Below are 18,701 nucleotides of genomic sequence, written 5' to 3' on the forward strand. Positions count from 1 at the left end.
AATTTTTTAACAAAGTTATAAGCATAAAAAATCCCATTTTCATATTACTGAAAATGGGATTTTTAGTGTATAAAAAAAATTATTCGACGATTACTTTCTTTGCTGAAGCAGCATCCTGATTAATTAAGTAGACATAATAAACGCCTTTTGGTAAATCAGATAAATTAATCGTGTTATTGGTATTATTTACATTCAAAGTAAAAGATTTTACTAATTGTCCTGTCGAATTGTAAACCGTTGCTTTTTCTAAAGCAATATTATTAATATAGACTTCGCCTTTTGTTGGGTTTGGATATAAAACCACTTTGCTAAAAGCAGCATCTTCGATACCTAACGTAGAACAAGTTGCAGAATAAGTGGTAGTTGGTTCTTTAATTCTAGACCAATTTGCATTAGAATAAGCAGGATCATCTACTTTAATACAGCTCAAAGCATTTAAACCCAGAAAAGTTGTAGCGATATTAGCTGCTTTTTTATCAGTTCCTGATGCCAAACCAAAATTTCGATTATTTCCGTTCTGTAGGTTTAATGAAACTATTGGATTATTTGCAATGTAAATAATTCTAAGACGACCATTTTTAGAAAGATCCAATGTAGTAATTTGGTTTGAAGAAGCATTTAAAGTTTCCAAAGCCAGATTTTTACTAACATCTAATGTTGTTAATTGATTATCACTACAATCTAAATATACTAATGACTTAAAGTTTTCGATACCTGACAAGTTTGTGATATTACTGTTCGAAAGATCTAAATAAGTAACAGTGGCAATATCTGTAGTTGTTATTTTTCCGTTTAGACCATCAGTATCAATTCCTAAATCAATTAATTTTTGCTCAAAATTAGCATCTGGTAATGATACATAATCTCCTCCGCAATTTGTATTATAGGTTGCTGTAGCATCTTTTTGAGTAGACCATTTCGCATTAGAATAAGCTGCATCATCTACCTGAATACAAGTTAAATTTGGATTATTTCTAAAATCTACACTGTATAAAATAAAGTTTGGATCAGGATTATAATGGTCCAAAAGGGTATTGTTTCCATTCTTTAAATTCAAGCTTACCAGTTTGTTAGAAGCACATTCAAATGAATTTAGATTAGTGTTTAATGAAACATCCAGAGTCGTTAAAAGATTATTACTACAATCCAGTAAACCTAATTTTGTGTTTTTAGATACGTCAAGATTCGTTAGCTTATTATTATCACAATACAAATAATCCAGCTTTAAATTATTCGAAACGTCAAGAGTTGTTATAGCATTGAAACTACAGTCAAAAGTCTCTAAATTAGTATTCAAAGAAACATTTATACCTGATAATTGATTTCTGTAAACAAGAAGTCTTGTTAAAGCTAAATTTTGAGAAACATCTAAAGATGTTAACTTATTTGTATTACAGATTAATGTAGTTAAAGCCGTATTTTTAGATACATCTAAAGTTGTAAAAAGATTGTTTCCGGCCCACAATTCAGTTAATGCTAAATTCGCGGTAATGTCCAGATAATTAATCTGATTTGAAGTACATGTTAACGATTTTAATGCCATGTTTTTAGAGACATCAATATATCCTATTTTGTTATAACCAACATCAAGTTTTGTTAATGCAGTATTAGCAGTAACATCTAAATAAGTGATTTGGTTCGACGCGCATTGTAGAGTTGTTAATGCTTTATTGTTATAAACATCAAGCGTTTTTAATCCGTTAGAATAACAATTTAAATACGTTAATGCCGTATTTTTTGATACGTCTAATGTCGCTACCAGATAATTATTATTACTGTCTAAATAGGTTAAAGCCGTGTTTTGAGAAACATCTAATGTTTTTAATTGATAATTTCCATTACATTCTAATTTTGTCAAAGCCGTAAATCCCTGAATACCTGTTAAATCAGTTATAGAGCTGTAAGAAACATTTAAAGAAGTTATAGTGTTGATACTTGAAGTTAAAACTTTACCGTCAGCAACACCAGAATCAATTCCTAAAGAGATTAATTTATTTTCGAAATTAACATCAGGAATCAAAGTGTATAAGTTTACACAATTTGCAGAATAACTTGCAGTTGCATCTTTGGCAGTAGCCCAGTTTGCATTAGAGTAGGTTACATCATCAACCTGGATGCAGCTTAAATTTGGATTTTTAATAAGATTTAAAGCAGAACTGTTCAACAACGTGTTTTTTCCATTTTTCAAATTTAAGGCAGACAAATTATTCCAGTCACACCATAAACTAGTCAATGCCGGATTTTGAGATAAATCTAAACTTGTTAACTGATTTGAGCTACAAGATAAATAGTTTAAAGCAGGAGCTTTAGAAAGATCAATTGATGTTAAAAAGTTTGAGCCAAAATTAAACTGAGCTAAACTTGTGTTTTTCGAAACGTCTAAAGTTGTTAATTTGTTAGAAGCACAATCAAAGTTTTTTATTAAAACATTTTTCGAAACATCTAATGTAGTAATGTCATTTACACTACAAAACAAAGTAATTAGTGCAGTATTAGTGCTAACATTTAATGCTGATAATCTATTAAAACCGCAGTCTAAAACTTTTAAAGCCGTATTTTGAGAAACATCTAAACTTGTTATTTGATTACCACTGCAATATAAATTTATTAATAATGTGTTTTTAGAAACGTCTAAACTAGTCAGTTTTCCATCACCACGATTGTATGAGTTTCCATCAAGACCATCACATCTCAATGTAGTTAACAAAGTGTTTTTTGTAACATCTAAACTTAGCAGCTGTTTAGAACTACAATTTAAATCTTTTAGTACTATATTTTTAGAAACATCCAAAGATGTCATTAAATTTCGGCTACAGTCTAAAGTTATTAAGGAAGTAAAACCTTCAATTCCTGTCAAATCTGATATAGAACTATTAGAAACATTTAGAGAAGTTACGGTAATAATACTTGAATTTAAAACCTTTCCGTCAGCAACACCAGAATCAATTCCCAGCGAGATTAATTTATTTTCGAAATTAACGTCTGGTATCAGCGTATATAAATTGTTACAATCTGCTGAATAATTTGCAGTTGCATCTTTAGCAGCAGTCCAGTTTGTATTAGAATAAGCTACATCATCGACTGTGATACAAGTAAGATTTGGATTTTTAGTAAGATTTAAATTTGAACCATTCAACAATGTGTTTTTTCCATTTTTCAAATTTAAGGCAGACAAATTATTCCAGTCACACCATAAACTAGTCAATGCCGGATTTTGAGATAAATCTAAACTCGTTATCTGATTTGAACCACAAGATAAATAGTTTAAACTACTATTTTTAGAAACATTTAAAGCTGTAAAACGGTTTCCGCTGCAGCTTAATTGCGCTAAAGCCGTGTTTTTAGAAACATCTAAAGCGGTTAATTTATTACTACCACAATCTATGTTTTTCAATGAAACATTATAAGTAACATCTAATGTCGTGATATCGTTTACATCACAGGCAAAACCAGTTAAAGCAGTATTATTGTTAATATTTAATGCAGACAATCTGTTAAAACCACACATTAAAATGACTAGAGACGTATTCTTAGAAACATCCAGACTTGTTATTTGATTGCTATTACAATATAAATGAGTTAATGCAGTATTTTTAGAAATATCTAAAGCTGTTAATTTTCCGTCACCTCTTGCATATGAGCTTCCGTTTAAACCGTTGCAACGCAATGATGTTAGTAACGTATTTTTTGTAACATCTAAACTTAACAAATATTGTGAACTGCAATTTAAATCAGTCAGTAAAATGTTTTTAGAAACATCTAAACTTGTCATAGGGTTTGAACTGCAATCTAAAGTTGTCAAAGCCGTATTTTTTGTTACGTCCAGATTTGTTAAACTATTACTTGATGCTTTTAGCGTTTTTAAAGCTGTAAAATTTTCAATTCCAGTAAGGTCAGCAATATTTGCACGACTTACATCTAAGGTAGTAACAGTTTGAAGTCTTGAAGTTAAAACTTTTCCGTTTTTACCATCATTATCAATTCCCAAAGCAAGTAATCTTATTTCAAAATTAGCATCAGGAATGCTCGTATATGCAGCACAACCTGTAGAATAACTAGCCGTAGCATCTTTTCTATTTGCCCAATTTGCATTAGAATAAGCTGCATTATCAACTTGTATACAGGTTAAATTAGGGTTTTGAGTAAAATCTATAACAGTAGAAAACGAAGTGTTTTTACCATTTTTTAAATTAAGATTAATTAATTGATTCGATTTACAACCTAAACCGGTTAGTGCAATATTTTTAGAAACATCCAGATTTGTTAACTTGTTATAAGTACAATCAATAAAATACAACGCCAGGTTTTTAGAAACATCCAATGCTGTTAACTGATTCGACTCACAACGTAAATCTCTCAAAAGAGTATTTTTAGAAATATCAAGAGCCGTTAATTCATTCGATCCACAGAATAAATCCAATAATAAAGTGTTTTTAGAAACATCTAAAGTTTTAAATTGATTTGAGATAGCATATAATTCTGTCAATTTAATATGTTTAGAAACATCAATCGTTTTTAACGGATTTGAACTAACACGTAAAGAAGTTAAATCTAAATTTTTAGAAAAATCAAGAGTTGTAAGTTGGTTGTTCTGACACCACAAACTTTTCAGCTTAATGTTTTTAGAAATATCAATAGACGTTACGATATTACCGCTAAAATCCAGTTGAGTCAAAGCCACATTATTTGTAACATCCAGGTTTGCTATTAAATTATAACTGCAATTTAGAAAAGTCAACGCAAGATTTTTAGAAACATCTAAGCTGCTCAATCTATTAGGAAGATACATACTTGAATCGCATGATAAATAAATCAAGTTCACATTTTTGGTCACATCCAGAGCCGTTAACGGATTTGTGCCAATGTAAAATGTAGTAAGATTTAAATTCTTAGAAACATCAATATTTGTTATCTGGTTAGAATCACAATACAAATTGGTTAAAGCTAAATTTTGGCTAACATCTAAAGTTGTCAAACTATTAGAAGAACAAACCAATTGAGTCAGAGCCGTAAAATCCTGAATTCCTGTTAAGTCAGTAATATTGCTATAACCAACATTAAGTGATGTTACAGTATTAATATTTGCAGTTAAAACCTGTCCATCAGGAACACCTGAATCAATACCTAATAAAATTAATTTATTTTCGAAGTTAATATCTGGGATTACAGTGTATTGTGCATAAATAGAAAAATTTGCCAGAAACAGCAACAAAAGTAGTTTTGCTCTCATAAATTATATTTAGGATTTGGTAGGTACAAGTATACAATTTACATCCGGGATTTTATTACGGAAAGACGTACTAAAACAATACTTGCATTTTTATCCATAATCGAACACAAGCTATTTCTCTGACCTTTATTATAAAAGCAGAATAAATGAGCGAGTTTTACAAGGTTTTTGAGGTTCTTAAATATTAAGACAAAAATCATAACACAGTGTTAATCGTTAGTTTTATGTAACAAAAAATCATAATTTAGGCGCATATTTTAACTTTTACTAAAAATAGATAGATGAGTCCTATAAAAATAAATACTTTATCTGCTTTTGCATTACTTGTTTTAGCAGGTTGTAGCGCTACTTTACAAGCGCAAGTTTCAACACCAAGAGAGCCACTTATTGCTCCGATGGCAATTGTAAAAAAAGCACCTCTTAGCGAGAATGAATTAAAAAGATGGAGTCATCTTGATTTAATCAAAGATTCTATTCCCGGAATGAGTGTTGATAAGGCTTACGCCGAATTATTACAAGGAAAAAAAGGTGTAAAAGTAATTGTAGGTATAGTAGACTCAGGCGTTGATATCGAACATCCGGATTTACAAGGAATGATCTGGACAAATCCTAAAGAAATTCCGGGTAACGGAATCGATGATGATAAAAATGGTTTTATTGATGATATTCACGGATGGAATTTTCTTGGAGATGCCGTTCATGAAAATCTTGAATTAACGCGTATTATCAAAAAAGGTGATGACGGTTCAGCCCAATACAAAAGTGCTTTGGCGCAATATGAAGAGAAATCTAAAAAAGTTGTAGAAGACAAACAACAAGTAGATTTTTTAATAGATGTTCATAATACTATAAAAAAAGCATTAAATAAAACATCTTATAAATTAGAAGATTTAAGCACAATTACTTCAACAGACCCAAAAGTTTCAAGAAGTAAAATGGTAATGACTCAGATCCTGACAAATGCCGGACCAACTTTTGATCCGGAATCAGAATTAGAAGATTATAGAGAATCTGTTTACGATCAATTCAATTATAATTTGAATAAAGAATATGACGGAAGAAAAATCGTAGGAGATAATCCGGATGATATCAAAGATGCTCATTATGGAAATAATGTAGTTTTTGGACCGGATAAAGAAAAAGCACTTCACGGAACTCACGTTGCCGGAATTATTGCGCAGGTTCGCGGGAATAATTTAGGCGGAGACGGTATCACAAACAATGTAGACATCTTAACCGTTAGAGCAGTTCCGGACGGAGACGAATATGATAAAGATATCGCTTTGGCAATTCGTTATGCGGTTGATAATGGCGCAAAAGTAATCAACGGAAGTTTTGGAAAAAGCTTTTCTCCTCATAAAACATGGGTTTATGACGCTATAAAATACGCAGCAAAAAAAGATGTTTTAATTGTACATGCAGCCGGAAATGACGGATATGATATCGATAAAACAGAAAACATTAATTACCCAAATGATTCTGAAGACAACATCAAGGAATTTACCAACAACGTTATTACAATTGGCGCAATTAATAAAGATTACGGACAAAATGTTGTAGCAGCATTTTCAAATTTTGGAAAAATAAATGTTGATGTTTTTGCTCCGGGAGAAGAGATTTATGCAACAGTTCCAAATAATAAATACAAATATTTGCAAGGAACTTCAATGGCATCTCCAAACGCAGCAGGAGTTGCAGCATTAATTCGTTCTTATTATCCAAAACTAAAAGCAGCTCAGGTAAAACAAATCCTTATGGATTCTGGAGTAGCGCTTCCTGCAACAGTGGTTTTAGGAGAAGATCATGAATCAAAACCAGTTTCTGAAACTTCAAAAACAGGTAAAATGGTCAATGCTTACAATGCTTTATTGATGGCAGAAAAAATGTCTAAAAAATAAAACAACATACATATTAACCTAATGGAAGAGCAATAGCTCTTCCATTTTTATTGAAAAAATGATGCGTAAAATTATACTATTTTCTTTTTTGAGTTTGGGTTTAAACTCAGCATTTGCACAAAGTGCTCCATATTGGCAACAACATGCTGATTACAAAATGGAAGTTTCGATGGATGTAAAAAACTACCTATACAAAGGAAAACAAGAATTGGTGTATACCAACAATTCTTCTGATACCTTAAAAAAGGTTTTTTATCATTTGTTTCCAAATGCTTTTCAGCCGGGAAGCGAAATGGATGCACGTTTGCATACCATAAAAGATCCGGACGGAAGAATGGTAACCAAAATAAAAGATGCTGACGGAAAGGAAACAAAACAAAGCCGAATTGAGACTTTAAAACCAAACGAAATTGGATTTCTAAAAATCACAAATTTCAAACAAGATGGAGTAACGGCTCAAACCAGAACTTCAGGAACTATTCTTGAAGTAACGTTAGCAAAGCCAATTTTACCAAATTCTAAAACAACATTTACATTAGATTTTGACGGACAAGTTCCGGTTCAGGTTCGTCGTTCAGGACGTAATAATTCTGAAGGAGTCGAATTATCAATGTCACAATGGTATCCTAAATTAGCCGAATTTGATTTTGAAGGCTGGCACGCAGATCCATACATCGCAAGAGAATTTCACGGTGTTTGGGGTAATTTTGATGTGAAAATTACCATTGATAAAGACTATACAATTGGAGGTTCAGGATACTTACAAGACAAAAACGAAATTGGTCACGGGTACGAAGATGCCGGAGTAACGGTTACGTATCCTAAAAAAGCAAAAACGTTGACATGGCATTTTATCGCACCAAATGTTCATGATTTTACATGGGCAGCAGATAAAGAATATACGCATGATATTGTAAAAGGACCAAACAATGTAGATTTGCATTTCTTCTATAAAAACAATCCAAAAACAACTGAAAATTGGAAACAATTAGAGCCTTTAATGGTTAAAGTAATGGATTATTACAACAATAGAGTTGGAGCATATCCGTACAAACAATACTCATTCATTCAAGGTGGAGATGGCGGAATGGAATACGCAATGTGTACTTTGATGTTAGGAAACGGAACACTTCAGGGAATTCTGGGAACTGCAACACATGAATTAGGACATTCCTGGTTTCAGCATATTTTAGCTTCAAACGAGTCAAAACACCCGTGGATGGATGAAGGTTTTACAACTTATATCGAAGACAGCGCTTTGAATGAATTAAAAGGAGATAAAAAAGAAGTAAACCCGTTTAAAGGAAATTATACAGCTTATTATCAATTAGTAAATTCAGGAAAAGAGCAGCCACAAGGTACTCACGGAGATCGTTACGACGAAAACAGACCGTACAGCATTTCGGCTTATGTAAAAGGAAGCATCTTTTTATCGCAATTAGATTATGTAATTGGAAAAGAAAATGTTGATGCAACTTTAAAAAGATATTTTAATGATTTCAAATTTAAACACCCAACTCCAAACGATATCAAAAGAACAGCTGAAAGAGTTTCCGGAGCTGAGTTAGACTGGTATTTAATCGACTGGACAGAAACTACCAATACAATTGATTACGGAATCAAAGACGTAGCAGATAATGCAGGAAAAACTACTGTAAGTTTAGAAAGAATTGGCAGAATGCCAATGCCAATAGACTTAACTGTTGACTATACAGATGGAACTTCTGAAACTTTCTACATTCCGTTAAGAATGATGAACTTCATTAAACCAAATCCAAACCCGAACGTAAAAAGAACAGTTTTGGATGATTGGGCTTGGGCACAATCCAACTATAGTTTTACAATCGACAAAAACAAAACAGCAATCAAAAAAATCACTATAGATCCAAGCGGATTAATGGCGGATATAAAAGCTGCCAATAATGTTTTTGAAGTGAAATAATATTCAATAGAAGTATAAAAACAAGCCCCGTTTAATTATTTAAGCGGGGCTTGTTTATTGTAAGAGATAAAGTGTATTTGAATAGCCTCCAGCTTTAGCTGGAGAAATAAGATTTAATAGAAAAAGGCTTTAGCCAAACCGTCACAGTTTTGGCTAAAGCCTTTTGTCGTAATTTTTCCATCCAACTAAAGTTGGACGCTATTCATTCTTTTTATGAAACTAAATAGTAATCGAACTTAGGTTATTAGATTTAACTCAAATGCTCAATCATATCTTTTGTCATTGATTCAAGATCAAAAGTATGTTTCCAGTCCCAATCTTCACGTGCTTGAGCATCATCAATACTTGCCGGCCAGCTATCCGCAATTTTCTGACGGAAATCAGGCTCATAAGTAATTGTAAATTCAGGAATATGTTTTTTTATTTCATTTGCAATTTCAGTTGGCGTAAAACTCATCGCAGCTAAATTGTATGACGAATGTATTTTGATTTTTTCAGCCGGTGCCTGCATGATATTAATCGTTGCATCAATTGCATCATCCATATACATCATTGGCATTTTAGTTTCTGATGATAAAAAGCACTCATATTTTTTATCGGCAATAGCCTTATAGAAAATATCCACTGCATAATCTGTAGTTCCGCCGCCAGGAGGAGTAGACCAGCTAATTAAACCAGGATAACGAATGCTTCGAACATCAACACCATAAATATTATGGTAGTATTCGCACCATCTTTCTCCCGCTTGTTTACTAATTCCGTAAACCGTAGAAGGTTCCATAACCGTATATTGAGGTGTGTTTTCTTTTGGAGTTGTAGGGCCAAAAACGGCAATACTAGAAGGCCAGAAAATCTTTTTTATCTTTTTTGCTTTCGCCAAATTCAAAACGTGAAATAACGAATTCATATTAAGATCCCATGCAAATGCAGGATTTTTTTCGGCTGTAGCCGATAAAAGTGCCGCCATCAAATAGATATCCGTAATTTGATGCACTTCGACAAGATGCTCAATCTGGTTAAAATCTAAAGCATTGACCACCTCAAACGGACCTGAATTAACAACGTCAGTATTTAATTTTCGAATATCAGAAGCAATTACATTGTCTGTTCCGTATAATTTTCGCAGTTTTTGAGTCAGTTCTGTCCCAATTTGACCGCAAGCGCCAATGATCAATATTTTTGGATTCATTTGTATTGTTTTTAGATACGCAAATATAACGTTTTCGCAAATATTTTTACTTTTGATAACAACAAATTATAAATTTAACAATGATAAAGATTCTTTTTTGGATTATTCTTCGTTGGAGTATTTAATTTTTTTACCGCAAAGTGCGCTAAGATTTTTAAATTAAGCGGTTATAAAAAACACAAAGTTCGCAAAGCTAGATATTGAACCAGCTTTGCGAACTTTGTGTTTTTCTAAACTTACTACAAGTAAAAAAAACTTAGCGTGCTTTGCGGTAAAAATTTTTCAGACAAAGATTTTCAAAACAATAATAGTAAATCCTTTTAATTCGTGGCAACAAAACGTGCTTTAAAAAGCAAAAATAATCTGTGCTAATCTGTTTAATCCATCAAATCTGTGAACCAAAAAAATAACCATGATTTATAGAATCTTTAGCAAAAAACAGAATTCGTAATTGTAAATTTACTTTGTAACTTTGTAGCTTAATGTTTTACCAAATGAAATATAAAATATCTCTTTTTCTACTTTTTGTTTTTGTATTGAATTCATGTCAAAATGAAGATGAAAAGCGTCGTGCAGAAAATGAAAAAGAAGCGAAAAAAAAGGAAGTTATTTTTGACAACATCAATAAAGGATGGGTATTTATTGATGAACCAATCAATGAGATTTCAGAACAAAAAGCAAGTTCATGGAATGAATGGCGCGACTTTTTAAAAGAAATTGGAGATAAACCCAGAAAAACAATTGGAGCGTTCCAGAAAAAGTCAACTGCGATTTCTAAAAAAGCAATGGCTTTAAACGAAAATATTCCTTCAGAGTTCAATGTTCCTGCGATAAAAAGCCGAATTTCTATTTTGATTACCAAAGTAAAAATGATGGATTTATTCATTCATTTAAATCAGATCCCATCTGAAAAAGTGACTTTTTTAATTGGAGAAATCAATAAAGAACTAGTCTCTTTGGAAAGACAAATGGATAATATTATTGTAAAAAGTAAGATTCCGAAAGAGCAGGGAGAAGAAGATTTCTTAAAAATGTTAGACACAACACGTGCGATACCTAACACAAAAACAGATCCGCTTCTAGAAGACAAATAGATCAAAATACATCACAAGTTGAGTAAAAACGCCTTATATACCATGTATGATAATCTGCCTAAAAACGAGCAGATTGCCACACAATTATTAGAACAAAATCAGATAAAAATGCATCTTAACGGTTTGTTAGGATCAGCAGTTTCATTTGTTATACGCGCTGTTTTCAAAAAAACAGAGTTGCCTTTTTTGCTTGTTCTGGACAATAAAGAAGAAGCTGCTTATTACCTGAACGATCTTGAACAAATGATTGGCGAGCAGGATGTTTTGTTTTATCCTGCGTCATTTCGCCGCCCTTATCAGGTTGATGAAACTGATAATGCAAATGTTTTGCTTCGTGCTGAGGTTTTAAACCGAATCAATTCCCGCAAAAAACCAGCAATAATTGTTACATATCCTGAAGCACTTTTCGAAAAAGTAGTTACGCGTCAGCAATTAGACAAAAACACGTTGAAAGTCGCTTTAAACGATAAAATTTCGATCGATTTTATCAACGAAGTTTTGTTCGAATACGAATTCAAAAGAGTTGATTTTATTACAGAACCCGGAGAATTTTCGGTTCGTGGAGGTATTGTCGATGTATTCTCTTTTTCGAACGATCATCCTTATCGAATTGAGTTTTTTGGTAATGAAGTTGACAGTATCAGAAGTTTTGATGTCGAAACGCAATTGTCTGTAGAAACTCATAAAAAAATCACCATAATCCCGAATGTCGAAAACAAGATATTTCAGGAAAACCGTGAAAGTTTCTTAGATTATATTTCCGAAAAAACAGTTCTTTTTATTCAAAATACAGACGGACTTTTTAGTCAGTTAGACAAACAATTTGCAAGAGCCGAAGAAGCTTTTGAGAAATTATCCAAAGAAATAAAACACGCCCAACCGGAACAATTATTCTTAAATCAGGCTTCGTTTATCAGGCGTGCTTTAGATTTTTCGGTTGTAGAATTGGCTTCAAAACCCATTTTCAAAACAACAAAAACATTCGAATTTCATATTCAGCCACAGCCATCGTTCAACAAACAATTTGATTTGTTGCTGAATAATTTGAGTGACAATCATTTCAACGGATATAAGAATTATTTGTTCTGTTCGAATGAAACTCAGGCCAAACGCTTTCATGATATTTTCGAAACTTTAGACGAAGCCAATTCAGAGAATATTCGCAAGCAATATCATACCGTTGTATTGCCTTTGTACCAAGGTTTTATTGACGAAGAAAATCAGATAACAGTATATACAGATCATCAAATTTTTGAGCGTTATCATAAATTCAACATCAAAAATGGTTATTCTAAAAAGCAAAATATTACGCTTAAGGAATTAACCGCACTTTCTGTTGGTGATTATGTAACCCACATCGATCACGGAATTGGGAAGTTTGGTGGCTTGCAGAAAATTCAGGTCGAAGGTAAAACGCAGGAAGCGATAAAACTGGTTTATGCGGATAATGATATCGTTTATGTAAGCATACATTCGCTTCATAAAATTTCGAAATACAACGGAAAAGACGGAACGCCGCCGAAAATTTATAAACTAGGATCGAACGCCTGGAAAATTTTAAAACAAAAAACCAAAGCGCGTGTCAAACATATTGCCTTCAACCTGATTCAGTTGTATGCAAAACGCCGTTTAGAAAAAGGATTCCAGTTTGCGCCGGACAGTTATTTGCAAAACGAATTAGAAAGTTCGTTTATTTATGAAGATACACCAGATCAAACTAAATCGACACAAGAAGTAAAAGCTGATATGGAAAGCGATCGCCCAATGGATCGTTTGGTTTGTGGAGACGTAGGTTTCGGGAAAACGGAAGTTGCGATTCGTGCTGCTTTTAAAGCCGTAGACAATAGTAAACAAGTTGCCGTTTTGGTTCCGACGACTATTTTGGCGTACCAACATTACAGAACTTTTACAGAAAGACTAAAAGATATGCCGGTTTCAATAGGTTATTTAAACCGATTTAGAACTGCAAAACAAAAAGCGCAAACCTTAAAAGATTTAGCCGAAGGAAAACTTGATATCGTAATTGGAACGCATCAATTAGTAAACAAAAATGTAGTTTTTAAAGACTTAGGTTTATTGATTGTCGATGAAGAACAAAAGTTTGGAGTAAACGTAAAAGACAAGCTAAAAACGATTGCGGCAAATGTTGATACGTTGACTTTAACCGCAACACCAATCCCGAGAACGCTTCAGTTTTCGTTAATGGCAGCGCGCGATTTATCGGTAATTACAACGCCTCCGCCAAATCGTTATCCAATAGAAACAAATGTGGTTGGTTTTAATGAAGAAGTAATTCGTGATGCGATTTCGTATGAAATTCAGCGAAACGGGCAAGTTTTCTTTATCAATAATAGAATCGAAAATATAAAAGAAGTAGCAGGAATGATTCAGCGTTTGGTTCCAAATGCAAGAGTCGGAATTGGACACGGACAAATGGAAGGCGCTAAATTAGAGGAATTGATGTTAGGTTTCATGAACGGAGATTTCGACGTTTTGGTAGCAACAACAATTATCGAAAGTGGATTGGACGTTCCAAATGCCAACACGATTTTTATCAATAATGCCAATAATTTCGGATTATCAGATTTGCATCAAATGCGTGGTCGAGTAGGACGAAGCAACAAAAAAGCATTCTGTTATTTCATCTGTCCGCCATATTCATCCATGACCGAAGATGCGAGAAAACGTATTCAGGCGTTGGAACAATTTAGCGAATTAGGAAGTGGTTTCAACATCGCGATGAAAGATCTTGAGATTCGTGGAGCTGGAGATTTATTAGGTGGCGAACAAAGCGGTTTCATTAACGAAATTGGTTTCGATACGTACCAAAAAATCATGAACGAAGCCATCGAAGAATTAAAAGAAAACGAATTCAGAGATTTATATCCGGCAGAAAACGATATTGAAACCAAAGAATATGTAAAAGATCTACAAATCGATACCGATTTTGAGCTCTTATTTTCAGATGAATACATCAACAATGTTACCGAACGTTTGAGCTTGTATAACGAATTAGGTTCTGTAAAAAATGAAGCCGAATTAGTCATTTTCCAAAATAAATTAATTGACCGTTTCGGTCCAATGCCTCCGCGCGCTAATGCTTTGATGAACAGTATTCGCATCAAATGGATTGCTACAGCCGTTGGTATTGAAAAACTGGTCATGAAAAAAGGCAAAATGATAGGTTATTTCGTTTCAGATCAACAATCGGATTATTACCAATCTAAGCGTTTTCATAAAATGATAAAGTTTGTGCAAACCCACAGTAATCTTTGTACGATGAAAGAAAAACAAACGCCAAGTGGTTTACGACTTTTATTGACTTTCGACAATGTAAAATCGACCAAACGAGCTTTGGAATTGATGGAAATGTTGGGAGAGTAAAGAAAAAAAACTGCCACGAATTTCACGAATTTGCACTAATTTAAAAAGGGAAAATTAATTTTAATTCGTGTTGATTCGTGAAATTCGTGGCAAAAAATATCGAATTTAAAAGACTATTTGTCTTTATAGAATTTCTCTAAATGCTCGTTTTTATCTTTTTCTGCCTGAACCAAACGTTCGTAAAGTTCTACTACTTTGTCAAGCGGATTAAAAGTGCAATGATGACTTCCATGGTGATTTCCTACAGTTCCCTGGCTATTATCATAAAAATTATTAAAATAATTAAACACAGCTTCTTCTGAAAAATTCTTAATAGCTTCAACACTTATACCAAGTGCTATTGCAACCTCTTTGAGTTTTTCGTCGTCGATAGTTTCGCTGTTTTCGATTGCAGAAACTGTCTGTTGACTGGTTCCTAAAGCTTGGGCAAGTGCTTCCTGCTTCATGTCTTTCAGTTCACGAATACGACTGATATTTCTTCCTATATGATGTGGTTTTGTTATTGTGCTCATAGCTCAAAGGTATTAAAATTCTGAAAGCAAAAATTGATTTCAGTGAAAAACAGTTTTATTTTTGTAAGATACATTTTACAATATGTAAGTATTTTTATTCTTCAAAAAAAATATATTTAACAAAAATACATTTTTCAAATAACTACTATTAAAATATAAGAATTAGTTAGCTTAAAAAAATAGTCACGAATTTCACGAATTTGCACTAATTTAAAAAGGGAAAATTAATTTAATTCGTGTTCATTCGTGAAATTCGTGGCGAAAAACAACATCAAATCTTAAGTTTTATTTATCTTTTATTTAAGAAAAACCTTAGAACTAAAAAGTTTTCTTTGAATCAAATTTCAAAGCCAACTTTATATGCAATATCAATTTATACTTCTGTTTTTATTTTTAGGATTAACTTCAATTTCGGCTCAGGAAACCAAACAAATTATTTCAAAAGATACCCTTAAATCAGAAACAATTGATCCGCTTCGTCCCGCAAAAGCAGCATTTTATTCGGCTATTTTTCCAGGATTAGGACAAATTTATAACAAGAAATATTGGAAACTTCCTTTAGTTTATGGAGCAATTGGCACAAGTGCTTATTTTTATATCGACAGTCAAAAAAACTACAAAACGTATAGAGACGAATATAAAAGCAGATTGGCAGGAAACACAAGCAGTTCAGAATATATGGCAAACTTAAGCGAAAGTCAGTTAGTTTCTGCTCAAAAGCAATTTCAACGCAATAGAGATTTATCGGCCTTATTTATTGTTGGGTTTTATGTTTTAAATATTATTGATGCCAATATAGATGCTGCTTTATCTCAATTTAATGTGAGCGAAAGATTAGCCTTTAAACCTTCTATGGATTTCAAGAATGAAACGATGCAATCTAATTTTGGATTTGCCTGTACATACACTTTTTAAGAGTTTTAAGTTTTTTTATTTAAAAAAGAATATTAGGCTTTGAGTTTATAAACTCAAAGCTTTTTTTGTTGGTTTTTCTTACTTTTAGTTCGGCGAACAATTAATTTGTCTTATATTTATAGGTCACTAAAATCAATAAAATTTATTGCTTAATTTTAGTTAAGCATATTATTACCATTATTCTTATGACAGATATATTTAAAGATTTTATTACAAAACTAGCAGAAGTTAATGTGCAGGATATGAATAGAATAAAGTCTTGTATTACGAGTCATAAAGTAAAACGAAATACTATTATTTTATCTCAGGGAGAAGTTTGTGATAAATTTTATTTTTTAGAACAAGGCTGCATGCGTACCTATTACATCACAAAAGAAGGTCAGGAAAAAACAAGATTGATTTCTTTTGACAATACTCCCGTAACTGCCCTCACAAGTTTTATTAATCAAAAACCTTCTGTTGAATATATTGATGCCTTAGAAGATTCAGAATTATTGTCTATCTCTCATGATGATTTTTTTATTCTTGTGAATGAAATCCCTAGTTGGGGATTATTTTATAGAAGAATGTTAGAATTAGCCTTTACTTTTCAAAATAATAGAATAGAAGATTTGGTTACCCTATCAGCCAAAGAGCGTTACGAAAAACTTTTGAAAGAACAGCCGCATTATATTCAACGTCTTTCTAATAGAGTAGTGGCGACTTATTTAGGAATTTCCCAAGAAACTTTAAGCAGACTCAAATCTAAATAATCCTTTTTGACATTTGTCAATGCACAGGGTTTTCTATCAGCCTAATTTTGTCGTATAAATCATCAGAAACCAAACTGATGCTATTAAATAATAAAATTAAAAAAGGTTTGATCATGAAAACACTATTAAGAAAACCATCCGGAAATACTTTAGAAAACGTAATTGATAAATTCAGTATCAAAGAACTGATAGAATTTGAACGTTTTTGCAGGGACAATGCACAATGGGAGGAAATGAAGAAATGTTTTGCAGAAAATTCTACTGTAACAATTTCATGGTTTAAAGGATCTGGACATGGTTTCGTTGACGCTTCAAGCAAAATGGAAACCTATGCGCCTCACAAATTATTTGATACTTTAATCTGGCTGAATAAAGATAAAGCGGTTGCGATTACAATGGCAACAATTCAAATAAGACAGGAAATTCAGGGACATTTATTAGAATTAAGTTCTGATGTAAAACTTTTATACAAAACGCAGAAAATAAATGGTCTTTGGTCTATTATTTCTATGGAAGGAATTTACGAAAAAGATGCTTTAATACCTGTTTCTCCTGCTGATGGTATTATAATTCCGAAAGAAGAAATTGCCAAATTCAGACCAAGTTATGCGAATATGTCTTATGCTTTAAGCAAAAGCGGTTATCCTATAGATAATAATTTACCTGGAATTGACAAACCGGAAAGTGTTGCAAAATTGTATCAGGAATCTGAAGATTGGTTGAATTCTTAAAACTAGAAAATAAAACAGGGCACTTGAATGTCGAAAATTATTGAATTTATAATCGTTAAAATACAAAAGAAATGGAAAATACAAAACAACCAATAGAAGGTGTAACAACAGGAATACTAAATGTAGCTGGAGCTGAATTGTATTATGAAACGAAAGGAAACGGACCAGTTTTATTAATGATTCCCGGAGCAAATGGAGATCATTTTATTTTTACACCCATTCGCGAAATATTGTCTAAAACATTTACGGTTGTAACCTATGACCGCAGAGGATTCTCAGGTTCTAAATTAGTAGGAGAACAAGATTATACACATCGAATTAATACAGATGCAAATGATGCTGAAGCTTTAATTAAACATTTAACGAGTGAACCAGCTTTTGTATTCGCAAGCAGTTCAGGAGCTTTGGTTTCGCTTCAATTGATGACGCTTCATCCTGAAATTATAAAAGCACTTATTCCGCATGAACCAACTGCTTTAAAATATCTTCCGGATGGTGACAAATGGAAAGCAACGACTCAGGAAATTTATGATCTTTATATTAAAGAAGGTGAAGGTCCCGCCAAAGAAAAATTCGTAAACGAATTGATTCCGGGAACACAAGATGGTGAATATATGAAATCAGGAAAAGGACCAGAAACACCAAATACAAAGTACTGGTTCAAACACGAAGTGAGACAATATCCATCGACTGATTTTGATACCAAAAAGTTGGAAGAAAACAAGGATAAAATTATTTTTTGCGTAGGAAGAGATTCTGTAAATACAATGCCGGCATGGCCAGTTACCAATCTTGCAAAACAATTTGGAACAGAAGTTTTATATGTTCCGGGAGGACATTTAGGATATGCGCTTCATGCGGTGGAGTTTGCAAAAGATTTAGTTGAAGGTTTAGCAAAGAGAGGAAAGCTTTAAAAAGAAAAAAAGTTGCCACGAATTGCACAAATTAGCACAAATTAATTTAGACTTGCTTTATAAAAATTCGTTCAGATTCGTGAAATTGCTTCGCCTGTTCGCTGTCGCTCGGGTCGTGGCAAAAAATATTTAAAACAAAA

11 protein-coding genes are annotated in these 18,701 nt (G+C 32.6%); 8 read left to right on the forward strand and 3 right to left on the reverse strand.

What is annotated here, in order from left to right:
• Positions 1-79: 79 nt before the first annotated feature.
• A complete protein-coding gene (locus ASF10_RS24460) occupies positions 80-5,230 on the reverse strand; it encodes a leucine-rich repeat domain-containing protein (protein WP_056244080.1) in 5,151 nt (1,716 codons plus the stop codon).
• A gap of 281 nt (positions 5,231-5,511) precedes the next feature.
• On the opposite strand from ASF10_RS24460, the gene ASF10_RS00860 reads away from it, so the two are divergent.
• Both ASF10_RS00860 and ASF10_RS00865 read left to right on the forward strand, forming a co-directional pair.
• Positions 5,512-7,128 (forward strand): S8 family peptidase, encoded by a 1,617-nt coding sequence (locus ASF10_RS00860; RefSeq protein ID WP_056244082.1) that lies wholly within the window; start codon positions 5,512-5,514, stop codon positions 7,126-7,128.
• Between the two features lie 61 nt (positions 7,129-7,189).
• Complete coding sequence (locus ASF10_RS00865) at positions 7,190-9,070, forward strand: M1 family metallopeptidase (RefSeq protein ID WP_056244085.1); 1,881 nt, start codon at positions 7,190-7,192, stop codon at positions 9,068-9,070.
• 250 nt (positions 9,071-9,320) lie between these two features.
• On the opposite strand, the gene ASF10_RS00870 is transcribed toward ASF10_RS00865, so the two are convergent.
• Positions 9,321-10,259 (reverse strand): L-threonine 3-dehydrogenase, encoded by a 939-nt coding sequence (locus ASF10_RS00870; protein ID WP_056244089.1) that lies wholly within the window; start codon positions 10,257-10,259, stop codon positions 9,321-9,323.
• A gap of 494 nt (positions 10,260-10,753) precedes the next feature.
• Between ASF10_RS00870 and ASF10_RS00880 the strand changes: the two genes are divergently transcribed.
• Complete coding sequence (locus ASF10_RS00880) at positions 10,754-11,353, forward strand: hypothetical protein (RefSeq protein ID WP_056244096.1); 600 nt, start codon at positions 10,754-10,756, stop codon at positions 11,351-11,353.
• Between the two features lie 18 nt (positions 11,354-11,371).
• The gene (gene mfd / locus ASF10_RS00885; RefSeq protein WP_056244099.1) at positions 11,372-14,737 is read left to right on the forward strand and encodes a transcription-repair coupling factor; all 3,366 of its coding nucleotides are present in this window, start codon (positions 11,372-11,374) and stop codon (positions 14,735-14,737) included.
• 113 nt (positions 14,738-14,850) lie between these two features.
• Here the strand turns inward: mfd and ASF10_RS00890 are convergent, their stop codons facing one another.
• Positions 14,851-15,249, reverse strand: a complete 399-nt coding sequence (locus ASF10_RS00890; protein ID WP_056244103.1) for a helix-turn-helix domain-containing protein — start codon at positions 15,247-15,249, stop codon at positions 14,851-14,853.
• 360 nt (positions 15,250-15,609) lie between these two features.
• Here ASF10_RS00890 and ASF10_RS00895 point away from each other — a divergent pair, with 360 nt between their 5' ends.
• From ASF10_RS00895 to ASF10_RS00910, 4 genes are all read left to right on the forward strand, one after another.
• Positions 15,610-16,164: a DUF5683 domain-containing protein gene (locus tag ASF10_RS00895; RefSeq protein WP_056244106.1), complete on the forward strand. Its 555-nt coding sequence runs from the start codon at positions 15,610-15,612 to the stop codon at positions 16,162-16,164.
• Between the two features lie 185 nt (positions 16,165-16,349).
• Positions 16,350-16,916 carry a Crp/Fnr family transcriptional regulator gene (locus tag ASF10_RS00900; protein ID WP_056244109.1) on the forward strand — a complete coding sequence of 189 codons (567 nt, stop codon included), beginning with the start codon at positions 16,350-16,352 and terminating at the stop codon, positions 16,914-16,916.
• 113 nt (positions 16,917-17,029) lie between these two features.
• Positions 17,030-17,647, forward strand: coding sequence for a bile-acid 7-alpha-dehydratase (locus ASF10_RS00905; RefSeq protein WP_056245519.1), 618 nt, complete (start codon positions 17,030-17,032; stop codon positions 17,645-17,647).
• Positions 17,648-17,718: 71 nt separating this feature from the next.
• Positions 17,719-18,561 carry an alpha/beta hydrolase gene (locus ASF10_RS00910; protein WP_056244112.1) on the forward strand — a complete coding sequence of 281 codons (843 nt, stop codon included), beginning with the start codon at positions 17,719-17,721 and terminating at the stop codon, positions 18,559-18,561.
• Positions 18,562-18,701: the final 140 nt, after the last annotated feature.

Origin of the sequence: Flavobacterium sp. Leaf82, assembly GCF_001422725.1 — a bacterium.
In the GTDB taxonomy this organism is placed as follows: domain Bacteria; phylum Bacteroidota; class Bacteroidia; order Flavobacteriales; family Flavobacteriaceae; genus Flavobacterium.